Annotated in this window: 20 protein-coding genes and 2 tRNA genes; 8 read left to right on the top strand and 14 right to left on the bottom strand. The window is 56.0% G+C overall.

Annotated elements, in window-relative coordinates; genetic code table 11:
- Positions 1-62: 62 nt before the first annotated feature.
- The 6 genes from ACFO5Q_RS07730 to ACFO5Q_RS07705 all read left to right on the top strand — a co-directional run bounded on the left by ACFO5Q_RS07730 (position 63) and on the right by ACFO5Q_RS07705 (position 6,783).
- Positions 63-139, top strand: a tRNA-Pro gene (locus tag ACFO5Q_RS07730).
- A 135-nt stretch (positions 140-274) separates the two neighbouring features.
- Entirely contained in the window at positions 275-1,081 is an 807-nt protein-coding gene (locus ACFO5Q_RS07725) for a sulfite exporter TauE/SafE family protein (protein ID WP_197421176.1), read from the top strand.
- Positions 1,082-1,112: 31 nt separating this feature from the next.
- A complete protein-coding gene (locus ACFO5Q_RS07720; protein WP_068149501.1) occupies positions 1,113-2,963 on the top strand; it encodes a methylmalonyl-CoA mutase family protein in 1,851 nt (616 codons plus the stop codon).
- Positions 2,960-5,113, top strand: a complete 2,154-nt coding sequence (scpA, locus tag ACFO5Q_RS07715; protein WP_068149497.1) for a methylmalonyl-CoA mutase — start codon at positions 2,960-2,962, stop codon at positions 5,111-5,113. Before ACFO5Q_RS07720 ends, scpA begins: the two co-directional genes overlap by 4 nt.
- Positions 5,114-5,121: 8 nt before the next feature.
- Positions 5,122-6,132 carry a methylmalonyl Co-A mutase-associated GTPase MeaB gene (gene meaB, locus ACFO5Q_RS07710; RefSeq protein ID WP_068149494.1) on the top strand — a complete coding sequence of 337 codons (1,011 nt, stop codon included), beginning with the start codon at positions 5,122-5,124 and terminating at the stop codon, positions 6,130-6,132.
- 30 nt (positions 6,133-6,162) lie between these two features.
- Positions 6,163-6,783, top strand: coding sequence for a glutathione S-transferase family protein (locus tag ACFO5Q_RS07705; protein ID WP_082719951.1), 621 nt, complete (start codon positions 6,163-6,165; stop codon positions 6,781-6,783).
- Between the two features lie 61 nt (positions 6,784-6,844).
- Here the strand turns inward: ACFO5Q_RS07705 and ACFO5Q_RS07700 are convergent, their stop codons facing one another.
- The 11 genes from ACFO5Q_RS07700 to parE form a co-directional block, all read right to left on the bottom strand.
- Positions 6,845-7,927, bottom strand: a complete 1,083-nt coding sequence (locus ACFO5Q_RS07700; RefSeq protein WP_068149489.1) for a threonine aldolase family protein — start codon at positions 7,925-7,927, stop codon at positions 6,845-6,847.
- A gap of 27 nt (positions 7,928-7,954) precedes the next feature.
- Positions 7,955-8,692 (bottom strand): SDR family NAD(P)-dependent oxidoreductase, encoded by a 738-nt coding sequence (locus ACFO5Q_RS07695; protein WP_068149487.1) that lies wholly within the window; start codon positions 8,690-8,692, stop codon positions 7,955-7,957.
- Positions 8,693-8,696: 4 nt separating this feature from the next.
- The gene (purF, locus tag ACFO5Q_RS07690) at positions 8,697-10,184 is read right to left on the bottom strand and encodes an amidophosphoribosyltransferase (RefSeq protein ID WP_068149483.1); all 1,488 of its coding nucleotides are present in this window, start codon (positions 10,182-10,184) and stop codon (positions 8,697-8,699) included.
- Between the two features lie 140 nt (positions 10,185-10,324).
- Positions 10,325-11,008 (bottom strand): CvpA family protein, encoded by a 684-nt coding sequence (locus ACFO5Q_RS07685; protein ID WP_068149480.1) that lies wholly within the window; start codon positions 11,006-11,008, stop codon positions 10,325-10,327.
- A gap of 12 nt (positions 11,009-11,020) precedes the next feature.
- Positions 11,021-11,539, bottom strand: coding sequence for a GNAT family N-acetyltransferase (locus tag ACFO5Q_RS07680; protein ID WP_068149476.1), 519 nt, complete (start codon positions 11,537-11,539; stop codon positions 11,021-11,023).
- Between the two features lie 17 nt (positions 11,540-11,556).
- Positions 11,557-12,933 carry a DNA repair protein RadA gene (radA, locus tag ACFO5Q_RS07675; protein WP_068149473.1) on the bottom strand — a complete coding sequence of 459 codons (1,377 nt, stop codon included), beginning with the start codon at positions 12,931-12,933 and terminating at the stop codon, positions 11,557-11,559.
- 1 nt (position 12,934) lies between these two features.
- Complete coding sequence (locus tag ACFO5Q_RS07670; protein WP_068149471.1) at positions 12,935-13,711, bottom strand: ABC transporter ATP-binding protein; 777 nt, start codon at positions 13,709-13,711, stop codon at positions 12,935-12,937.
- Positions 13,708-14,493 carry an MlaE family ABC transporter permease gene (locus tag ACFO5Q_RS07665; protein ID WP_068149468.1) on the bottom strand — a complete coding sequence of 262 codons (786 nt, stop codon included), beginning with the start codon at positions 14,491-14,493 and terminating at the stop codon, positions 13,708-13,710. The genes ACFO5Q_RS07670 and ACFO5Q_RS07665 overlap by 4 nt, the downstream gene beginning before the upstream one ends.
- 113 nt (positions 14,494-14,606) lie before the next feature.
- Positions 14,607-15,392, bottom strand: a complete 786-nt coding sequence (locus tag ACFO5Q_RS07660) for an enoyl-CoA hydratase-related protein (protein ID WP_068149465.1) — start codon at positions 15,390-15,392, stop codon at positions 14,607-14,609.
- 66 nt (positions 15,393-15,458) lie between these two features.
- The gene (locus ACFO5Q_RS07655; protein ID WP_068149462.1) at positions 15,459-16,700 is read right to left on the bottom strand and encodes a DEAD/DEAH box helicase; all 1,242 of its coding nucleotides are present in this window, start codon (positions 16,698-16,700) and stop codon (positions 15,459-15,461) included.
- A 232-nt stretch (positions 16,701-16,932) separates the two neighbouring features.
- Positions 16,933-18,909, bottom strand: coding sequence for a DNA topoisomerase IV subunit B (parE, locus tag ACFO5Q_RS07650; protein ID WP_068149459.1), 1,977 nt, complete (start codon positions 18,907-18,909; stop codon positions 16,933-16,935).
- A 211-nt stretch (positions 18,910-19,120) separates the two neighbouring features.
- Here parE and ACFO5Q_RS07645 point away from each other — a divergent pair, with 211 nt between their 5' ends.
- Positions 19,121-19,384, top strand: a complete 264-nt coding sequence (locus ACFO5Q_RS07645) for a hypothetical protein (protein ID WP_068149456.1) — start codon at positions 19,121-19,123, stop codon at positions 19,382-19,384.
- 126 nt (positions 19,385-19,510) lie between these two features.
- Here the strand turns inward: ACFO5Q_RS07645 and ACFO5Q_RS07640 are convergent, their stop codons facing one another.
- From ACFO5Q_RS07640 to ACFO5Q_RS07630, 3 genes are all read right to left on the bottom strand, one after another.
- Positions 19,511-20,047 carry a hypothetical protein gene (locus tag ACFO5Q_RS07640; RefSeq protein WP_068149453.1) on the bottom strand — a complete coding sequence of 179 codons (537 nt, stop codon included), beginning with the start codon at positions 20,045-20,047 and terminating at the stop codon, positions 19,511-19,513.
- 172 nt (positions 20,048-20,219) lie between these two features.
- Positions 20,220-21,644 (bottom strand): type I glutamate--ammonia ligase, encoded by a 1,425-nt coding sequence (glnA, locus tag ACFO5Q_RS07635; RefSeq protein ID WP_068149557.1) that lies wholly within the window; start codon positions 21,642-21,644, stop codon positions 20,220-20,222.
- A gap of 95 nt (positions 21,645-21,739) precedes the next feature.
- Positions 21,740-22,078, bottom strand: coding sequence for a P-II family nitrogen regulator (locus tag ACFO5Q_RS07630; protein ID WP_068149449.1), 339 nt, complete (start codon positions 22,076-22,078; stop codon positions 21,740-21,742).
- Positions 22,079-22,353: 275 nt separating this feature from the next.
- Here ACFO5Q_RS07630 and ACFO5Q_RS07625 point away from each other — a divergent pair.
- Positions 22,354-22,430: transfer RNA gene (locus ACFO5Q_RS07625), tRNA-His, on the top strand.
- Positions 22,431-22,505 lie beyond the last annotated feature (75 nt).

Raw genomic sequence — 22,505 nt, 5'->3', positions numbered from 1 at the left:
GCCTGAATGCCAAAGCTATAGTCCGCGCCACCAGAATGCTGGTATCATCAGCATCGCCTTGGCGGGGAGTAGCGCAGTCTGGTAGCGCACTACACTGGGGGTGTAGGGGTCGCAGGTTCAAATCCTGTCTCTCCGACCAATTGAACGGGTCAGCGGTTATCGCTGGCCCGTTTTCTTTTGGCCCAGTCCCTTTGATCCGTTTCTTTTCTTGCGATTTTGTTGCACTGCAGTAGAGTGCACCCCGTTCATGTTGCGCAGCAGCAAGGAAGCTATTTTGGAACTCATTCTGACGCATCTTTTGCCACTGATCGGCGCGGGCCTTGTGGCTGGTTTTCTGGCAGGTCTGCTGGGGATCGGCGGCGGAATCGTGACCATCCCCGTGCTTGTGCTGGTGTATCGCCAAATAGGCATGCCGGAAGAGTGGCTGATGCATATTGCCATTGCGTCTTCCCTGACAGCTATCATCGCAACCAATACATCAAGCGTGCTGGCGCACCACAGGAAGAACGGTGTCGATTGGTCTATCGTCAAGGGCTGGTGGTTCGTGGTGGCTGCGGGCGCGGTTCTGGGCAGTTTTTTCGCCAAGGGGCTGAAGACTGAGGAACTCGTTTATTTTTTTGCCACGCTTGCCAGCCTTGTGGCCATAAAGATGATGTTGCCGTTTGACCGCTGGAAACTTGGACAGGCGTTGCCTGAAGGCGGGCGACGCTATCTGGCGCCGGGCCTGATTGGCTTCTTTTCGGCTGTGATGGGCATTGGCGGGGGCAGCTTTTCCGTGCCTTATATGACGCTATATTCCGTGCCGATCCATCGGGCGGTCGGGACTGCGTCCTTGATTGGGCTGGTAATCAGCGTTTCAGCGGGGCTCGGCTATCTTGTCGGCGGCTGGAATGTGGCTGGTTTGCCGTCTGGCATGGCAGGCTTTATCCATCTGCCTTCTGCCTTTACTGTGGCGGTCGCGGCTGTTCTGATGGCCCCAGTTGGTGCTAAGGTAGCCCATATGATGCCCAAGACTGCGCTCAGCATCGCATTCGGTATCTTCTTGGTGGTTGCGACCATCAAACTCGTGAGCGGCATATAAGCCGCCATCAATTGATTGAGGGACAGGTTACATGTCTAATGAGGACTTAAAACTCGCAGCTGTTTTCGAGCCCGCTAGCGAAGAGGCATGGCGGGAGCTGGTGGAACGGGCACTGGGCGAACGTGACTTCGACAAGGTCATGACAGCCGAGACCTACGACGGCATTCGCGTTCAAGGGCTCTATTCCCAGGGCAACGCAAGGGTGTCGGGCAGGCCTCAAGGGCGTGTAGGCGCATGGGGCGTTATTGTGCCTCATTGGAATCCTGACACCTCAGCCACTAATGACGCGATCCTCGAAGACCTGGCGCGCGGTGCAACAGGTGTTGCGCTGAGGCTGCAGGCTGGCCGTTTCCCCGGGGTTCCAGTGGAAAAGATGGCGCAGGCCCTTGATGGTGTTTACCTGAATATGGCTTCATTCACGCTGGTGCCGGGTGAGGAATTTTCCGCAGCAGCAAGGACCATGCTGACGCTTCTGGAAGAACGCGGGCATAATGCCGACGATGTTTATGGCAAGCTGGGCGCTGACCCGCTGGGGACCCTTGCGCAGACCGGTCGGCTGAAAACGTCCCTTTCTGCAGCTGTGGGCGAGGCAGTCGATATCGCTTCGTTTGTCGCCGAACGATACCCCCATGTATCAGCCTTCATGGCCGATAGCGGCCCCTATCACATGGCCGGTGCAACAGAAGCGCAGGAACTGGGTATTCTGATCGCGACTGGCGTGTCCTACCTCAGGGCTATGGTGGATGCGGGCATGGATGTGCGTGCGGCCGCAAACCAAATCACTTTTTCAATGGCGGCGGATGCTGACGTCAGCCTGACGATCGCCAAATTCCGCGCCGCCCGCCTGATGTGGGCGGCTGTGATGAAAGAGTGTGGCCTTGAAGACGCGCCACGCATGGCCCTGAGCGGGGTCAGTTCGCTCAGGATGATGAGCGTGAAAGACCCATGGGTGAATATCCTGCGGGCAACGGCTGCTTGTTTCGGAGCCGGTATTGGCGGTGCTGACGATATCTGCATTTTGCCGCACGATAGCATGATCGGCATGTCGAGCAGTTTCGCGCGGCGCATTGCCCGAAACCTACAGATCATACTGCAGGAAGAAAGCGGCCTGTCGCGGGTGCAGGACCCGGCAGCGGGATCCTATGCATTTGAATCCATCACTTCAGATTTGGCTTCTAAGGCATGGGAATATTTCCAAAAAATCGAATCAGTTGGTGGGCTTGAAAAGGCCTTGGCTGCACGCGCCATCCAGCAAGATCTGGCTGTATCCTGGGCGACCAGGCGGGCGAACCTGGCCAAAAGGAAGGACGCTATCACGGGCGTTTCTGAGTTCCCGGACATCGACGAAAAGCCGATTTCGAATGTCGGCGCAATGCCTGCCGAGCCTGCTGATTTGCCGCCAGCAGGCGTGACGATTGAGCCTTTGGCGTTTCACCGGCTGGCCGAGGATTTCGAAAAGCTGCGCGCATTCAGTGATGCCTGCCTGGAGAAGGATGGAAGCCGGCCGCTTATTTATTTGGCGAACATCGGCAGCGCTGCGGACTATACGGCACGCGCCACCTTCGCCAAAAACTTCTTTGAAGCGGGCGGGATCAAGTCGGTCAACGGCACGGGCGGCAATGACGCTGAGGCTGTCGCGGAAGAGTTCAAGGCGTCCGGCGCCAAGCTGGCGGTTATTTGCTCCAGCGATAGCCAGTATGACGCGCTCGGGCAGGATTTTGCCGTATGTCTGAGGAAAGCCGGCGCGCATGTGTATCTGGCTGGCCGGCCACTGAACAGCGAAGAACTGAAGTTGGCCGGCGTTGAAGAGTTTATCTATATGGGCTGCGACGTGCTTGAAGTGCTGGCGCAGGCCCACGTAATGGCGGGAGCAAGTTCATGACCCGGATTCCTGATTTCAGCAAAGTCGCCTTCAGCGCTGCAGATGCAGCCCAAGGCACATCAACTGACGCCTGGCAATCGCCAGAGGGCATTCCGGTAAAGCCGGTTTATGGGCAAGCGGACCTGGAAGGCCTGGATTTCCTGGACACAAAGCCGGGTATTGCGCCTTTCCTTCGTGGCCCATATCCGACCATGTATGTCCAGCGCCCCTGGACAATCCGCCAGTATGCCGGTTTTTCGACCGCTGAAGACAGTAACGCCTTCTATCGGCGCAATCTTGCGGCAGGCCAGAAGGGGCTTTCGGTTGCGTTCGATCTTGCAACGCACCGTGGTTATGACAGTGACCACCCGCGTGTTGTGGGCGACGTGGGTATGGCCGGTGTGGCCATTGACAGCATCTATGACATGCGCACGCTTTTCAGCGGTATCCCGCTGGACCAGATGTCTGTGTCTATGACCATGAATGGCGCTGTTCTGCCAATTCTCGCGCTTTATATTGTGGCCGCGGAAGAGCAGGGCGTGAGCCCCGAGAAGCTTTCGGGCACGATCCAGAACGATATCCTGAAGGAGTTTATGGTGCGGAACACCTATATATTCCCGCCGGCACCTTCGATGCGGATCATTTCGGATATCTTCGCCTTCACGTCTGAGAACATGCCGAAATTCAATAGTATTTCGATTTCGGGCTATCACATGCAGGAGGCAGGGGCCACGGCGGACCTGGAGCTTGCCTACACGCTGGCGGACGGTGTCGAATATATCCGCTCTGGTGTTGCCGCAGGGCTTGACGTGGATGCCTTTGCGCCGCGCCTCAGCTTCTTCTGGGCTATCGGCATGAACTATTTCATGGAAGTGGCCAAGATGAGGGCTGCCCGTATGCTTTGGGCCAAACTGGTGAAGCAGTTTGACCCGAAAAACGCCAAATCCCTGTCGCTCAGGACGCACTGCCAGACATCCGGCTGGTCGCTGACAGCGCAGGACGTCTACAATAACGTAACGCGTACCTGCGTGGAAGCGATGGCGGCGGCGCACGGCCATACCCAAAGCCTGCATACAAACGCGCTAGATGAAGCGCTTGCCCTGCCGACAGATTTTTCCGCGCGGATTGCTAGAAACACCCAGCTGTTTATCCAGCAGGAAACCGGCACCAACCGCATTATCGACCCGTGGGGCGGCAGCTATTATGTTGAGCGCCTGACAGCAGACCTGGCCGCTAAAGCCTGGGCCCATATCCAGGAAGTGGAAGCGGAAGGCGGTATGGCCAAAGCCATCGAGGCAGGTATCCCGAAACTGAGGATCGAAGACGCAGCCGCGCGCACACAGGCGCGGATCGACAGCGGTCGCCAGACTGTTGTGGGCGTTAACAAATATCAGCTGGATGAGGTTGAGGACGTAGACGTTCTCAAGGTCGACAACAGCGCGGTGCGTACAGCCCAGCTTGAAAAACTCGCCCGACTGAAGGCTGAGCGCGACGATGCAGACGTTGCACGCACGCTTGAGGCCTTGACCAAGGCTGCCGATAAAGGCCAGGGTAACTTGCTGGCGCTTGCTGTTGACGCGGCACGCGCCAAGGCAACAGTGGGCGAAATCACAATGGCGCTTGAAAAGATCTACGGGCGTCACAAAGCGGAAATCAAGGCTGTGACAGGCGTTTACAAGTCAGAAGTTGGCAAGAACAATCCGGCGGTGAAAAAGGTTCATGCTCTTGTTGAGGCGTTTGAGGCCAATGACGGCCGACGCCCAAGAATTCTTGTCGCCAAGATGGGCCAGGACGGCCACGACCGGGGCCAGAAGGTAATCGCTTCTGCGTTTGCAGACTTGGGCTTTGATGTGGATATCGGGCCGCTGTTCCAGACACCAGAAGAAGCGGCGCGCCAAGCGGTTGAGAACGATGTGCATATCATCGGCGCTTCATCGCTGGCGGCAGGCCACCTGACACTTGTTCCAGCGCTTAAGGAAGAGCTGGCAAAGCTTGGCCGTGAAGATATCATGGTTGTTGCTGGTGGGGTGATTCCGCCGCAGGATTATGATGCGCTCTATAAGGCGGGGGCTGAGGCCATCTTCCCACCAGGCACTGTAATCGCAGATGCAGCCGGTGAACTGATTGAAAAGCTGAATGCCCGCCTTGGGTATGCAGAAGCGGCTGAATAGGGGGCTTCGTGGCGGCAACCGTTCAGCAGCCAAGCGTTGATGAGCTTTATGAGGGGGTGCGCAGCGGCAGCCGCGCCCTGATTGGTCGCGCCATCACGCTGATTGAGAGCCGCAATGCAGCGCATCAGGACAAGGCACAGCAGCTGCTTGCTAAACTGTTGCCGCATGCGGGCGGGGCGCAGCGGGTCGGTATCTCCGGTGTTCCTGGCGTGGGCAAGTCAACCTTCATTGAATGTCTCGGCAGTTGGTTGATCGAAGACCAGAGGAAGCGGGTGGCTGTGTTGGCGGTTGACCCGTCAAGCGGTCGTACGGGCGGGTCTATCCTCGGTGACAAGACGCGCATGGAAAAATTGTCCGCCAATCAGGACGCCTTTATACGCCCAAGCCCATCGGCCGGTGTGCTGGGTGGGGTGGCCCGGGCAACGCGTGAGACCATGATTGTCCTCGAAGCTGCAGGCTTTGACGTGGTTCTGGTTGAAACCGTGGGAACAGGGCAGTCTGAGACCATGGTATCCGAAATGGTGGATTTCTTCCTTGTATTGATGCTGCCGGGCGCGGGTGACGAGCTGCAGGGCATCAAGAAGGGAATTCTTGAGCTTGCTGACATGGTCGCCGTCAACAAGGCCGACATTTTCGAGAAGAAGTTAAAGCAAGCCGTGCGTGAATATAAGTCCGCGCTTCATATCATGACGGACGCCAGCCCAAGCTGGCATCCGCCTGTTGTGACAGTGTCAGGGCTGACCGGTGATGGCGTTGCCGAGCTTTGGGAGCGAATTGAAAAGCATGCCCGTATCATGACAGAGAGCGGCGAGCGGCAGGTCCGGCGCGACGAACAGCGCGTTTCCTGGCTCAAAAGCCAAATCGCTGACCGGTTGCTCGCAGATTTCTATGGTGACGCCTCGGTGAGCCAGTCCTTCACCCCAATACTGGAGGATGTTAGAGGCGGCAAAAAGCCGGTGTCGGCTGCAGTTTCCGAACTGCTCAAGCTCTATCATGCCAAAGGATATAAAGGGCTTTAGAAGCCCCGCCAACACCGACAGGAGGAAAAAATGTCCAAACCCCTATTGATCAGTATTCCGCAATCGAACGTAGGCAGGTCCGTCCAGATGCTGATGGAAGAGAAAAGCGTCGCCTATGACTTTCAGGTAGCGCGCCCGCATTCAGATGAAGTGAATGCCATCCATCCTCTCGGCAAGGTGCCGGTTTTCCGGCATGGTGAGCTGACACTGTGCGAATCGGAAGCCATGGCCCGCTATATCGACAAGGTATTTGACGGCCCGAAGTTCTTTCCGGAAGATCCAGCGGTGTGCGCCAAGGTGGACCAGTGGGTTTCGCTCCATAACACAACATTCGATATATCCATGATCCGCCAGTATGCGCTCGGCTATATTCTGCCGAAGATGGCGGGCGAAGAGCCCAACCGCGCACAGATTGATGGTGCGCTGCCATTGATGAAGAAACATCTGGCGGTTCTAAATGATGCGTTGGCAAACGGCCATCTGGTGGGGGACAGCCTGACCTATGCTGATCTTGCGGTCTTTCCTACGCTCAATTATCTGCCAGGGTTCCCGGAAAGCGCTGAGATGCTGAAGGACTGCCCGAATATCACGGCATTCCTGGAGGCCATGAACGGCCGCGACAGCGCCAAAAAGACGGTCGTGCAGCGCTAACTAAGGAAACGACTTAAATACCGTTCAGAAGGGTTGCCTGGCTTGGCGGCCCTTTTTGCTTCTATTGGGGGTTGGGGATTTCTGCAGCCAGCATCTGCACAGCCTCAGCGAAGGTCTCGCGGGATAGCGCGGCGGCTTTTTCGCCGACGGTGATTTCCATGGCGCACTGATTGTCGCCCTCATAGTTCCAGAACCGGTTGGCAATCCAGATGCCAGTCTTCTCGGCGACAATGTCGCGTGCGCGTTCTGCCGCAGAGGAATTACAGGGCAGCAGGACATGGAACATGTTCACTTGCGGCGGGTTTGGCGAAACCTCAATATTTTCAATGTGTTCAATCGAAGACGCCATTTCTTTTGCCGCCTGGATGAAGCCGGGCATTTGCTCCAGCCGTTTGTCCAGCAGCCTGAGCGTATCCGCGATCAGGTATGAGGCGTCAACGAGCGAGCCGCCAAGGCGCGTCCGCCAGACTTTGGCTTCTTCGATAAAGTCCTTCTCACCAATAAGGGCCGCGCCGACAATGGCGCCGATATCCTTATAGAAAGACACATAGATGGACGAGAAACCGTCGACGATCTCAGCATAACTGCGGCCGTCATAATGCGGGCGACTGGACCAGATTCTGGCACCGTCCATATGCAGTGGCAGGTCAAGTTTGCTGGCGTGAGCCTTCAGAGCGCATAGATCATCCCATGAAGGCAGCAGGCCACCGCTGTGGCGCTGGGGCATTTCGACGAAGGCGCAGCAGGCGTCCGTGTCCAGAAGATCAGGGGACATGGTTTTGCGCCATTCACCCACGGTCTTGGCTGTGAGGCCATGAGCTGCGCTATATCCGTCTTCTTCATGCAGCAGAAGGTGCGAGGTCTCATGAAAGATAACCTGCTTTTTGCCCGACCGCTCGGCGTAAATCCGCGCCGCAATGCCTTGCGCCAGCGTGCCCGTGGCACACCACATGGCGGCGGGCTTGCCGAACATGGCGGCAATTTTTTCTTCCAGGATTTCAGGTTTGGGTCCAGCCCCATGCTGATAGGCTTGCTGGAGGGCCGCCAGGTGGTCAGCAGGGCTGTCATTCAGGTGATAGGGGTAACCCAAGTCAACCTTGCACCGTTCCTTGAGGGATGTCTTGGTTGTTCCTGGGTTGACCATTTGATGTCACCATTGTTTTTTAGGGGGTTAGGCCCGTTTGATGCCTGCCCAGTCGTAGAAGCTGATGCGTTCTGCGGTCGTTTCGCTATCAGCTGAAGCCAGTTCAACAAACAGCGGGGCGATCTGGTCTGGTGTCGGCAGCGTTTCCGGGTCTTCGCCTGGTACCGCCTTTGCCCGCATGCTGGTGCGGATTGGGCCAGGGTCCACCATATTCACCTTTACGCCGGTGATGCGGGATTCGGCTGCGTAGGTCATGACCAGCTCCTCGAGAGCAGCTTTAGAGACAGCGTAGCCGCCCCAGTGTTGCCTGTGTTTCCCGGCGGCACCAGAGGTTACAAAAATGGCCCTGCCTGCTTTCGAAAGCTTCAACAGCGGATCAAGCGAGCGGATCAGGCGCCAGTTTGCCGTTACGTTGATGTCCATGATTTCCATCCAGTCCTTGGGCGTGATGTGCCCGAGAGGCGAGATGGGGCCGAGGATACCGGCGTTGCCCACCAGGATGTCCAGCTTTCCCCAGCGCTCATAGATGGATGCCCCGAGACGGTCTATCGCGTCGAAATCGCGCAGATCCATGGGTACAAGCGTACACTTGCGGCCCATGGCTGTGATTTTGTCGTCCAGGTCCTCCAGTGCCCCTTGGGAGCGAGGTCGGGCGAGGGCGATCACATCGGCACCAGCTTTTGCCATAGCAAGCGCTGTGGCGCGGCCGATGCCGCGCGACGCGCCGGTTACGAGCGCCAGGCGTCCGTCCAGAGGTTTGGTCATTAACTTAGGCTCCTGTGCCCGTGGACGCGATGCTCGAGAGCTGGCTGTCGTCCTTTTCCGCTTCCGATTGGTCGGTCAGGAAGGTGGGATAGTCGCCAGTAAAGCAGGCATCGCAGTATGCCGGGCATTTGTTGTCGCGGCCTTTGGGCTGATTAACAGCGCGGTAAAGGCCGTCGATGGAAAGGAAGGAAAGCGTATCCGCCTTGATGTGCTCGCGCATGGCTTCCACATCCATCTGCGCGGCCAGCAGTTTCTTCCGCTCAGGCGTGTCCACTCCATAGAAACAGCTGTGCGCGGTTGGCGGAGAGGCAATCCGCATGTGAACTTCGGTGGCACCGGCTTCGCGCATCATATTGACGATTTTCATCGACGTTGTACCGCGAACAATACTGTCGTCCACAAGGATGATGCGTTTGCCCTGAATGTGCCAGCGGTTGGCATTGTGCTTCAGCTTCACGCCGAAGTGGCGAATCTGGTCCGAAGGTTCGATGAAGGTCCGGCCCACATAGTGGTTCCGGATAATGCCCAGCTCGAACGGGATGCCACTTTCCTGCGCGTAGCCGATAGCCGCAGGAGTGCCGCTGTCAGGGACAGGGATCACAAGGTCTGCGTCCACTGCGTTTTCCCGCGCCAGCTCCGCACCGATACGCTTGCGAACTTCATAGACGCTCATGCCGTCCATATAGCTGTCTGGGCGGGCAAAATAGACATGCTCGAAAATGCAGGGGCGTGGTTTTTCCTCAGGGAATGGTTTGTGGCTTTTGATGCCTTCATCCGTAATTATCACCATCTCGCCAGCTTCAATGTCGCGGATATATTCAGCGCCAATGATATCCAGTGCACAGGTTTCCGAGCACAGGATGTAAGCGTCATCCAGGCGACCCAGCACCAGCGGGCGTACGCCCAGCGGGTCGCGAACGCCGATCAGGCCTTCTTTGGTGAGAGACACCAGGGAATAGGCACCTTCCATCTGGCGAAGCGCATCGATAAACCGGTCCATCAACGTGCGGAAACGACTGGTTGCGATCAGGTGGATGATCACTTCCGAGTCCGACGTGGACTGGAAGATCGATCCGCGCTGAACCAGCGATTTACGCAGGTGCGTCGCGTTCGTGATATTGCCGTTGTGCGCAACAGCAAAGCCGCCCGATGCGAATTCAGCAAAGAGCGGCTGGCAGTTCCTCAGGACGGTGTCACCTGTGGTCGAATAGCGCGTATGGCCGATGGCGGCGTCGCCGGGCAGGCTGTCGATGACATCCTGACTGGTGAAATTGTCTGCCACATGGCCGAGCACGCGTTTGGTGAAGAAGTTTTCACCGTCGAATGCCGTGATGCCAGCGGCTTCCTGGCCGCGGTGCTGCAGGGCATGAAGACCAAGGGCGCAGTGGGCGCTGGCGTCCGAGGTGCCGAAAATCCCGAATACGCCGCATTCTTCGTGCAGCTTATCGTCGTCGAAAGGATTAGTAGTGAGTGGGGCTTGCTCAAAAGACATTATTTGGTCCTGGTTAATGGGGCGAATGGTGTCTTGTTGCACGCACCATATATCGCCTCATGGTGCCGCTGCCTAGTCAAAAACCAATTTTACAGAAATATTGCATCTAATTGAAGAATTGTGCGCGGCTAACAGGCGCATTAGCGCCCGCCGTCATCTTTCTTCTTTTTCTCTTCGGCTACGTCTTCCATCAACGCATCAAGGCTATCGCGTTGCTTTTCGATGTATTTAGCGGCCTGTTCTTCAAGCTTTTCATTGATGAACTGGCTGGGAATGGCATCTGCTGCCTTCTCCAGATACTCGTTACCGACCTCTTTCGGGTCTTTGCCGAGTGCGTCAGCAGCGAAACCTTCCAGCATTTCCGCGCTCCAGGCCACAAGGGGACGGAGCTGCGCGTTCTTGACCCAATCCGGTTGATCAGACGTGCCATAAAGTTTGGCGAAGCCAAGATAGAGTACAGAAACAATCACGAGGCCGCGCAGCAGGCCGAAAAGGGCACCAAGCGAGCGATCAAGCAGCCCCACCGGACTTTCCTTGATGGTCCTGCCGATAAACTCGGCCAACTGCTTGAGAACGAACAGCGTGATGAAAAAGAGCGTGGCCAGCGTGATGAAGTCAGCGAGCTCCGGCGGCGAGATCAGGTCGCGGCCATATGGCTTGACAATCTCAAGGCCGAAAATGGTCGCCAACAGTGCGCCCGCCCAAGCCCCGAATGACAGTGCGACTGTCGCGAAGCCACGGCCAAAAGCCAGAAGCGTCGAAAGCCCGACGATAACAAGCACGGCAACATCAAAAGCCGTCAGTGTGGTAGTATCGATGTCCAAATCCTTGTTCCTCTAGCATCTCTCTAGCTTATAAAGGGTGGCCGAAACCTCTGCGCCACGCCCAACACTGTATATTGTGTGCTGGCCTGTTTCCTTAAACCCCAATTTTTCCACCACTCGTTTTGAGCCGGGGTTGTCATCAAAAACACTAGCGATGATTTTATCTATTGGCCAGTGCTCAAAGGCGAAGGTGCAGACCGCCCCAGCGGCTTCGGTGGCATACCCGAAGCCCCAGCTATTGCGGCCCAGCCAGTATCCCAGCTCTATCTGCCGCTCAGTCTCGTTCCAGTGATGGGCGCCGGCCACACCAACCAAACCCGAAGGGCCAATCACGCTTGCGATATAGGATGCGTTTCTGTTCCATTCCTCATGCGTGAGGGCAATGAACTCGTGCGCCATTTCCAGGCTATAGGGGTAGGGGACCACTTGAAGCATCTTGACGACATCATAGTCTGTCAGAGCCAGCTGGATGGCTTTGGCGTCGCTTTGTTCAGGCAACCTGAGCGTCAGTCTGTCTGTCTTCAGTATCATGCTTCTTTTTCCGGAAGCTATCCTAGGCCGCCATCTGGGTAGAAATGTGTCACCAGCTCATTCACGTGGGTGATGTTTTGCTGGCGAATGGCTTTTGGGCCGGCTTTCTTGGCTTTTGGCATCATGGCGTTCGCGAAGCCGAGCTTGGCTGATTCTTTCAGCCTTCCTTCAGATTGGGAAACCGGGCGGATGTCACCCGACAGGCTGATTTCACCAAATACGACGGTCTCGTCCGGTAGTGGCACCTGCGAGAGGCTGGAAATCAGGGCCGCTGCGACTGCAAGGTCCGCCGCAGGCTCGGAAATCTTCAGGCCGCCGGCCACGTTCAGGTAGACGTCACACCCGGCAAGGCCAAGGCCAGCGCGGGCATCAAGCACGGCCAGTACCATCGCAAGCCGCCCGCTGTCCCAGCCGACAACGGCGCGGCGCGGGTTTGCGGCAGATGACCGGGCAACGAGTGCCTGGATTTCCACCAGAACGGGCCTCGAGCCTTCAATGCCAGCGAAGACGCAGTTTCCTAGTTCCCGGCTGTTGTGATCCGCAAGGAACAGGGCAGACGGATTGGTTACTTCATTGAGGCCCATGCCCGTCATCTCGAAGACGCCGATTTCGTCCGTGCCGCCAAAGCGGTTCTTTACCGCGCGCAGGATACGGAACTGGTGGCCGCGGTCACCTTCGAAATACAGCACAGTATCAACCATATGTTCGAGCACGCGTGGCCCGGCGATCTGGCCGTCTTTGGTAACGTGGCCGACAAGAAGCACAACGGTGCCCTTGCGCTTAGCGAAGCTGATCAGTTCATGGGCGCAGACGCGAACCTGGCTTACTGTGCCGGGCGCGCTTTCAACATTGTCGGCAAACAGCGTCTGTATACTGTCGATCACCACCACTTTGGGCGGCGTACCTTCATCCAGCGTTGTCAGGATATCACGCAGGCTGGTTTCACACCCCAGCTTCAGCGGCGCACCGGAAAGACCAAGGCGGTTCGCCCGCATCTGTACCTGTGCGGTTGCTTCCTCACCGGAAATATAGACACAGTCATGCCCCTTGAGCGCCAGTTGCCCCATGGCCTGCAACAGCAGCGTGGATTTGCCGATGCCCGGATCACCGCCAATCAGCACGGCGCTTCCGGCTACCATGCCGCCGCCAAGGGCGCGGTCAAGCTCGGCAATGCCGCTCATCAACCGCGGCTGTTCCTTGAGCGGCGTGTCAAGCGAGACAAGGTCGACCCGGCGGCCCTTCTTGCCGCTCAGGCCCTTTGGCGCGCCAGATGTGGTGCCACCCTTTGATTCCTCAATGGAGTTCCACTCGCCGCATTCGTCGCATTTGCCCTGCCAGCGGCGGTAAACAGCGCCGCAGTCGCGGCAATTATATGAGAGCTGAGCCTTTGCCATATCAGAGCTTCAACAATTCCATCTCAATTGGGCCCTGGGCGCGACCATGGATGAACTGGTCGACATGATCATTGCCTGAATGGTCGATCTGGTCTTTGGCGCCTTCCCAGATAATTTTGCCGTGATAGAGCATGGCGATGCGGTCCGCGATCTTGCGCGCGCTGGCCATATCGTGGGTGATTGAAAGCGTTGTTGCGCCAAGGTCCTTAACGCACTCCACGATCAGATCGTTGATCACATCCGCCATGATCGGGTCGAGGCCTGTGGTTGGCTCGTCGAAGAAGATGATTTCTGGCTCTGTCGCGATGGCACGCGCAAGGCCCACACGCTTCTGCATGCCGCCCGACAGTTCTGCTGGGGAAAGTACGCCTACGTCAGCACCAAGGCCAACGCGCCGCAGATTTTCGATCGCAATTTCCTTGGCGTCTTTCCGGTTCATGCCTTTACCCTGTATCAGGCCGAAGGCGACATTTTCCCAGACAGGCAGGCTATCGAACAAGGCACCGCCCTGAAATAGCATGCCGAATTTGCTCAATATCTTCTTGCGGGCACGGCCTGAGAATTTGGTGACATCCTCGCCGTCCACATATATTTCGCCCTGGTCCGGGTTCAGGATACCCAGAATGCATTTGAGCATTACAGACTTGCCTGTGCCCGAGCCGCCGATAATGACGACTGACTGGCCTTTTGGAACGTCCAGATTGATGCCCTGCAGGACCTTCTTTGGACCAAAGCCCTTATGTACGTTCTTCAGCTGGATCTTGAGGTCGGTACTCATACGCCGCGCCCCCCAAAGACAATCACTGTGATGATCAGGTTCGCAAGCAGGATGGCGATGAAGGCTGAGACCACGGCGTTTGTCGTGGCTTTACCCACGCCCTGGGCGCCGCCGCGGCTGTTGTATCCGTGATAGCTGCCCATCAGTGCGATGAAGAAGCCAAAGACAGCGGCCTTCACAAGCGACGAGATCACGTCTGCACGCTCAAGGAAGTCTACCGTGACCTGCAGGTAGGTGCCTTCATTTAGCCCCAGGCGGCCTGTACCGATCAGGTAACCGCCCAGCACGCCGATAATGTTGGCGATGATCACGAGTAAGGGCAGGGTGATGACCGCAGCGATCAGGCGCGGTGCCACCAGATATTTGAACGGGTCGGTCGAAAGGGTCACGAGTGCGTCGATCTGCTCTGTCACGCGCATGGTGCCAAGCTCGGCCGCCATGGCGGAAGAGACGCGCCCTGCCACCATCAGGCCGCCGAGCACAGGGCCCAGTTCACGCACGATGGCGATGACAACCACGCCAGGCACCACGGAAGCAGCATTGAAGCGGCTGCCGCCAACGTAAATTTGTTGTGCGAGCGCCGCGCCTGTGAAAAGAGCCGTAAGGCCAACAACGGGCAGGCTGTTATAGCCGATGAGCCACATTTGATTGAGGACGTGCCGCCAGTATACCGGGGGCATGACGATGCTGCTGATGGCGGTTGCCGAGAATTTCGACAGCCGACCGATTTCGGCCAGACTTGCCAAAACCACCTGACCAATGATCGCGAGCGGATTGCGCACGGATGCTCCCTTTGTTGCCTTTATGTTCTCAAACTACCAGAAGGATGTGTAGCGTCCTCTGATAGAAATGAAAAGTGGCGATTTAAGGATGCCGGATTTTGTGGCCGGATTGGCTATTTACCCTTGAAGGCAGCTTCGCGCTTCTCGATGAAGGCCATGACGCCCTCAATGCAGTCTTCCGTGCGGCCAGCGACACGCTGGGCGTTAGCTTCGGCTGCCAGTTGGCCGGGGTAGTCATTCGTCAAGGACTGTGCCAGCAGCTGCCGGATGGAGCCCAGCGCCACAGTGGGGCCGTTGGCCAGTTTCATCGCTTTGGCCTTGGCAGTGTCCAATAGTTTGTCATCGTCTACGACATCATAGACCAGTCCCCAATCAAGGGCGGTGTCAGCCGGGATAGGTTCGCCAAGCATCATCATGGCTCGGGCCCGGCTTAGGCCCACAAGGCGCGGTAAAATGAAGGTGCTGCCCGCATCCGGCACCAGCCCGATGTTGACAAATGCCTGCAGGAAGTAAGCGGATTTGGATGCAATGACGATATCCGCCGAGATTGCGATGCTCATGCCTGCGCCAGCAGCCACGCCGTTGACTGCGCTGATGACCGGAATTTTGAGGTTCGCGAGTTCTGTCAGGAACGGGTGGTAAGAGTCCGTCAGACTGGCGCCCATGTCTCGGTTCTCATTGCCGCCTTCAGCCAGATCAGCGCCAGAACAGAAGCCGCGCCCCGCGCCCGTGATCAAAAGGGCTCTGGCCTCGCTGTCTTCACGGTTAAGGGACCGTAGGGCGGTTAGAAACTCGGCTTTCAGCTTGGCGCTCAGAGCATTCAGCTGCTTTGGGCGATTGAAGGTGATGGTCGCCAGACCATTCTCTATGCTGAAGTCGATCGTCTCATATGTGGGCATGCTGGCCTCCCGCTTATTGTCCCCAGAAAGAAGACTTAGCGCAGGCCGGTGGTTTGGCAACCGCAATTAGCGGCTGCGCTTGATCTCTACTGGGCGTGCCAGGAAGGCCGGAACGTGTGGCCCCATGCCGACAAATGGCTTTTTCGGCATGTCATCCGCGGCAACCTTCGGCTTTGGTGGCGCGAGGTCGATCTTCTCGCCACGTGGGATTTTGTTGCCGATCATTTTTTCAATGGCTTCAACAAAGCGTGTGTCGGTCTTGCCGGTTGTGGTCAGCGTGAAGGCTTTGCCTTTGCGACCAGCGCGGCCAGTACGGCCGATGCGGTGAACATAGTCCTCAGCATGGCTTGGTACGTCGAAATTGAACACATGGCTTACGTCAGCAATGTCGAGACCGCGGGCTGCGACATCGGAAGCACAAAGAAGTTGAACTTCGTTGGCCTTGAACTGACGCAGTATTTCAAGGCGCTCGCTCTGCTCCATATCACCATGCAATTGGCCAACATTGAAACCATGACGCGCGAGGCTGTTATAAACCTCTTTTACGTCCTTCTTGCGGTTGCAGAAGATGATGCCGTTTTTCACGGGCTCATCCTTCAGAAGCTTACGCAGCGCTTTGCGCTTGTCGCGTGGGCCGACAACCACAAGCTTCTGTTCGATGGTCTGCGCTGTGCTGGATTTGCGCTCAACCGTGATCATCTTGGGATCGTCAAGGAAGCGTTTGGTCAGCTTTTCAATCACCGGCGGCATCGTGGCCGAAAAGAAAAGCGTCTGGTGGTTCTTGGTAATGCACTCGCAGATTTTCTCGACATCCGGGATAAAGCCCATGTCGAGCATCCGGTCAGCTTCATCAACCACGAGAATATCGATCCCGTTCAGGAGGAGCTTGCCGCGAGTGAAGTGGTCCAGCAGACGACCAGGGGTGGCAATCAGAACATCAACGCCGCGGTCCAGCAGCTTTTCCTGATCCGCGAAATTTACGCCGCCAATCAGAAGCGCCATCGTCAGCTTGTGCCCTTTGCCGTATTTTTCGAAGCTTTCAGCAACCTGTGCCGCCAGTTCGCGGGTGGGCTCAAGAATCAGGCACCGTGGCATCCGGGCGCGAGCGCGTCCTTCGGACAGAATATCGATAAGGGGCAAGGTGAAACCAGCCGTCTTGCCGGTACCGGTTTGGGCGATGCCCAGAACGTCGCGTCCCATTAAAACTTGCGGGATGGCTTGCGCCTGAATGGGCGTGGGCTCGGTATAACCGGCCTCACTTACAGCCTTTAATGTTGGTTCACTCAGTCCTAAGAGGTCGAAACCCATGCGTGTCCTACCAGTTGCTTCTTACATAATTTGCGCGCAGCATAGGAGGGCTTACGTCAATGTCAATGTTGGAAACGGGAATATGCCGCAGAAAACCCATGCTTTAGTCCCTTAACCGGCGCTTTTATGTGACAGTTGGCTTTCTGGCACCCGGATACAAGCGGCGGACGCCAGAAATCGATCGCACAGTTGATATTTGCGGTTTCCATCGTGGTTCGGCGACGTCGGAGTATTAGATGTCCAATTGATCAACACTTGCCGCATTATCGCGGATGAATTCGAAGCGTTTTTCAGGCTTTTTACCCATCAGGTCATCCACAAGCCGGTTGACCTCTGCCCGCTCGGCATACTCAGGCGGCAACGTGACGCGCTGAAGTGTACGGTTGGCTGGTGCCATGGTGGTTTCTTTCAGCTGTGCAGGGGGCATTTCACCCAGGCCCTTAAAGCGGCTGATCTCTACCTTCCCACGGCCTGAGAAATCAGTGGCCATCAGCTCGTCTTTGTGGGCGTCATCGCGTGCATAAGCGACTTTGCCTGACTGGGCCAGCCGGTAGAGCGGCGGCATGGCAAGATACAGGTGCCCGTCTTTAACCAGCCCAGGCATTTCCTGGAAGAAGAATGTCATGAGGAGCGTTGCGATATGGGCGCCGTCAACGTCCGCGTCACACATGATGACGACTTTCTCATAGCGAAGCGCATCGCCGTCATAGTGATCCCGCGTTCCGCAGCCCAGCGCCTGGATCAAATCTCGGATTTCCTGGTTGGCGGCTATCTTGTCACGCGTGGCGGAGGCCACGTTGAGGATTTTACCGCGGATCGGCAGGACAGCTTGCGTCTTCCGATCCCGCGCTTGTTTGGCGGAGCCACCTGCGGAGTCACCCTCCACGATATATATCTCAGTGCCTTCCGAAGAATCGCTGGAGCAATCGGTCAATTTGCCCGGCAAGCGGAGCTTACGTTTGCTGACAGCTGTTTTCCGGGTAATTTCGCGTTCCTGCTTGCGGCGCAGGCGATCTTCCAGCCGTTCCAGCGCCCAGGTCAGCAGGCTGCCGGCGCGGTCTGGGTGATCGCCCAGCCAATGGTCGAAGGCGTCACGGACAGCATTTTCGGTCAGGCGAAAGGCCTCGAGCGTTGACAGCTTGTCTTTTGTTTGCCCTTGGAACTGTGGGTCACGGATGAAGACCGAAAGCATGGCACAGAATGAGCCGCAGACATCGTCTGAAGTCAGCTGCGCTGCCTTCTTGTTATTTGTCAGTTCCCCGTAAGCCTTCAGGCCGCGGAGTATCGCACTGCGCATGCCATTTTCATGGGTGCCGCCCTGTGGTGTTGGGATGGTGTTACAGTAGCTGTTGCAGAAGCCGTCACCAAACTCAGGCCACTGAATGGCCCATTCCACCTGGCCGGCTTCATCCGGGAACTTCACAAAGCCGGAGAAGGGCTCATCGGTCACGCACGTGCGTTTCTTGAGTGTGTCCTTCAGGAAGTCCGCCAGGCCGCCAGGGAAGTGCAGGGTGGCTTCCTGTGGTGTATCGTCGCCTTCCACAATCAGCTCAGGTGCGCACTTGAACCGGATTTCAACACCGCGGAACAAGTATGCCTTTGAACGCGCCATCTTATACAGGCGGTTTGGCTTCAGTTTGGCGCTTTTGCCGAAGATTTCATGGTCAGGCAGGAAGGTTACCGTGGTGCCGCGTTTGTTCTGGACCGCGCCAAGGTCCTCAAGGCCTGTTGTGGTCTTGCCCCGGGCATAGCCTTGACGCCACATATTGCGGTCACGGGCGACTTCGATTGTCATCCATTCGCTGAGCGCGTTCACGACCGAAATACCAACACCATGCAAACCACCAGATGTTGCATAGGCATCGGACGAGAATTTACCGCCGGAGTGCAGCGTGGTGAGAATCACTTCAAGCGCCGATTTCCCGGGATATTTGGGGTGAGGGTCGGTTGGGATGCCGCGGCCATTGTCTGAAATGGTCAAGGAGCCATCTGCGTTGAGTGCCAGCGAGATACGGCTGGCATGGCCTGCAACGGCTTCGTCCATAGAGTTATCGAGAATTTCAGCGACCAGGTGATGGAGTGCACGCTCATCCGTTCCGCCGATATACATGCCCGGGCGCTGACGCACCGGTTCCAGGCCTTCAAGAACCTCAATGTCTTTTGCGGAATAGTCAGATTTAGTCTGTGTTACTTCAAACAGGTCGCTCATAACCCCACCCTATAAACTGGTCCAGATAACGGCGTAAACCAGGGATGACGCGGCGTCAAGCGATACAACATATTGTGCTAATTTTCACAAAAATTAGAAAATATAGTGGGCATTTCTGTTTTCTTCTTGTAAGTTTCATACTGGCTTAAAACTTATTTAAGGCCTTGTTGGTACCTTTTATGGGTGCATGTGTGCCTTTTGGAGAGAGCGAATGGCCAGTCAAAGTCGAAAAGGCTTGTTTAATTGGATGTTTAGCCCGGCACCGACCGGAGAATCACTGTCTGAGGTGACGATCGGTGATCGTTTTCAGCACCAGCATAGCCGCGCATCCGTTTGGGTGGTTGAGCGGATTAGCAAAGTAGGGTCAAGCAGCTATCCTCTTGTCAGTTTGGCAAGGGAGGGGCGACCAGACTTGAAGAAAATCGTCTCTATCGCTGTGCTGCAAGATGGTGAGGATTTCAAACCAGCGGCGTGACGCGCAGCGTTTGAATTGCCTTGGTTGCCCCTTGAGCTTGGGGGTTAGCAACAGCTTTTGTTGAATTGGTGGTGAAGGCGCAGCGAAGTGACGCGTAGCCGATTGCCGTCAGTTTTGATAGTCGACCTAATCGAACAGCTTGTCGATATCTTCCTGCGTCTGAGCGCTTTCGTCGGTTTTTTCTTCGACATCAGGCTGGTCTTCCGCGACCCATTTCCCGTGGATAATTTGGTTCAATTTCATCAACAGTTCCTGAACAGCTTCAATTCGCATGCGGATAAGCTGTTGAGCTTGCGGTGTAAAGCCGCGTTCCACAACATTTGTGGCCTTAAGCCCGTTCAGGGTTGATGTGATCAGGGAGTCCAATTCTGCGCAAATGCCCTCAAAGGGGGCTTTGAGTACTTCGGGAGCCATATCATAGGCTTCTATGGCGAGGTCTTTTGCCTGAAAGCCACTGTCTTCAAAATGCTGGATATAGCTCTTTGGTGCCCAGTCAAAAGCATCTTCAGCCAGCTCAGGCATATCCGGTACCATTTCCAGAAGCATGACAATCTCGTTGTAGTGATTGAGATAGTCCGTGGCCAGAAAGGTTTCAGGATGGATGTTTGCGCTTGCGAGAAGCGGGCGAAGGGCCGTTTGTTCTTTGGTGTATTCAATTTGCATCGGATGGCTGCCTGATTTTTCCTTGCGCGATGAAAACACGAGTTGGCTTACGACCGACCTTAAAGGCACCGGGTTGTTAAAACGTAAACAACTACAAATCTATAAAAATATTCGGCGCACAACAAAAAAGGGGGCGCTTAGGCCCCCTTTTCCAACATATTTGTCTTTGGAATTACGAGCTGTAGTACATCTCGAATTCAACCGGATGTGGCGCCAGCTCAAGACGGTTCACTTCTTCCATCTTCAGCTCAATGTAAGCGCTGATCTGGTCATCGGTGAACACATCGCCCTTTTTGAGGAACTCGCGGTCGTTATTGAGAGCTTCCAGGGCTTCGCGAAGCGAGCTTGCAACTGTTGGAACGCCGAGCAGTTCTTCCGCAGGCAGTGCATAAAGGTCTTTATCCATTGCATCGCCTGGGTGAATTTTGTTCTCGATACCGTCAAGGCCAGCCATCAGCATGGCTGCGAACGCAAGGTATGGGTTTGCAGTCGCATCAGGGAAGCGGATTTCAACACGCTTGGCTTTCGGGCTGGTGCCGTATGGAATACGACAGGACGCCGAACGGTTGCGTGCTGAGTAAGCCAGGAGAACAGGTGCCTCAAAGCCTGGCACCAGACGCTTGTAGCTGTTGGTGGACGGGTTTGAGAAGGCGTTGATCGCCTTGGCATGCTTGATGATACCGCCGATATAATAGAGAGCGGTTTCAGACAGGTCCGCGTAACCAGAGCCTGCGAACAGCGGTTTGCCGTCTTTCCAGATGGACTGGTGCACGTGCATACCCGAGCCGTTGTCCTGAGCAACCGGCTTTGGCATGAAGGTCGCGGTCTTGCCGTAAGTGTGCGCAACCTGGTGCACCGCATACTTGTAAACCTGTACGTTGTCGGCTGTGTCCACAAGAGTGGAGAACATCATGCCGAGTTCGTGCTGGGAAGCGGCCACTTCGTGGTGGTGCTTGTCCATTTTCAGGCCCATTTCCTTGGCAACTTTTACCATTTCGCCGCGGAGGTCGACACAGCTGTCAACCGGCGCCACTGGGAAGTAGCCGCCTTTTACGGCTGGGCGGTGACCATAGTTGCCTTCTTCGAAAGCCTTGTCGCTGTTGTAGGGGCCTTCGACATCATCGATGGAATACATGGCACCACGGTAGCCGCTGTTGAACTTTACGTCGTCGAAAACGAAGAACTCTGGCTCTGGGCCAAAGAACGCTGTGTCGCCAACGCCCGCGAACTTCACATAGGCTTCCGCCTTTTTGGCGATCGAGCGTGGGTCACGGTCGTAAGGCTGGCCAGTTGCAGGCTCAAGAATGTCACAGAAGACAATCGCTGTTACGTCGGCCGTAAATGGGTCGAAGGTAACACGGGAAAGGTCCGGCTTCAGGATCATGTCGGACTCGTTGATCGCTTTCCAACCAGAAATAGAGGAGCCGTCGAACATGAAGCCTTCGCTGATCATGTCTTCGTCAACAACATCTGCAGCCATGGTAAGGTGCTGCCATTTGCCTTTTGGGTCCGTAAAACGCAGATCGATCCATTCTGCGCCTTTCTCTTTTACCAGAGCGAGAAAGTCTTCAACACTCAGATCGGTATAATTGGACATTTCCATTTTTCCCTTCGAATTAAACGACTGTGTATGTTCCGGGGTTCCCGCCCGGATGAATGTTTGGCTGCGCTGCGGAGCAGGGCGGCCTGTGCCTAGATTGCGTCCTTACCGGTTTCGCCGGTACGGATGCGAATTGCTTCTTCAACGGCGCTGACAAAAATCTTGCCGTCTCCGATGCGCCCTGTGTGGGCTGCATTCTTGATTGCTTCAACAGCGCGCTCTGCGTCTGCTGAATCCACGACCACTTCCACTTTCACCTTCGGAACGAAGTCGACAACATACTCTGCGCCCCTATAGAGCTCGGTATGGCCTTTCTGACGTCCGAAGCCTTTGGCTTCAGTAACCGTAATCCCCGAAATCCCGACTTCGTGAAGGGCTTCCTTCACCTCATCAAGCTTGAAGGGTTTGATAATTGCTTCGATCTTCTTCATTTCCTGGTACCGTTTGTTATGGTTATTGCCCCTCTTTACGCACGGTTCATGCCAGAATCCTGTGTGGCGGATTCCCGCGGGTTTTCCCAATCAGTCAAAAGGGTTGACCGTTCTTTGTGCGCTGGAGTGCCTAATTATTGTGCAATTGCACGAGCTTTGGTCACTATTCGGAAAGGTCGGAAAAACATGAATTTGTAAGGGGGCAAAAAAAATGGCAAACTTCGGACTTGACGACTTGAAGTCTTGCGCATAAACAAGCGCCACATTCAGAGATGGCGGGTGTAGCTCAGTTGGTTAGAGCGCCAGTTTGTGGTACTGGATGTCGCCGGTTCAAATCCGGTCACTCGCCCCACTCTGAAGTTTTTTTGAATAAGCCCCTTCCGGGGCTTTTTTCTTTTGCTACACTGCGTCGATTCCTGAGGGGGAG

The sequence above is a fragment of the Kordiimonas lipolytica genome (assembly GCF_042651265.1).
GTDB lineage: Bacteria > Pseudomonadota > Alphaproteobacteria > Sphingomonadales > Kordiimonadaceae > Kordiimonas > Kordiimonas lipolytica.
The sequence above is the reverse complement of the archived record's forward strand: the minus strand, read 5'-3'. Positions and strand labels throughout refer to the sequence as shown.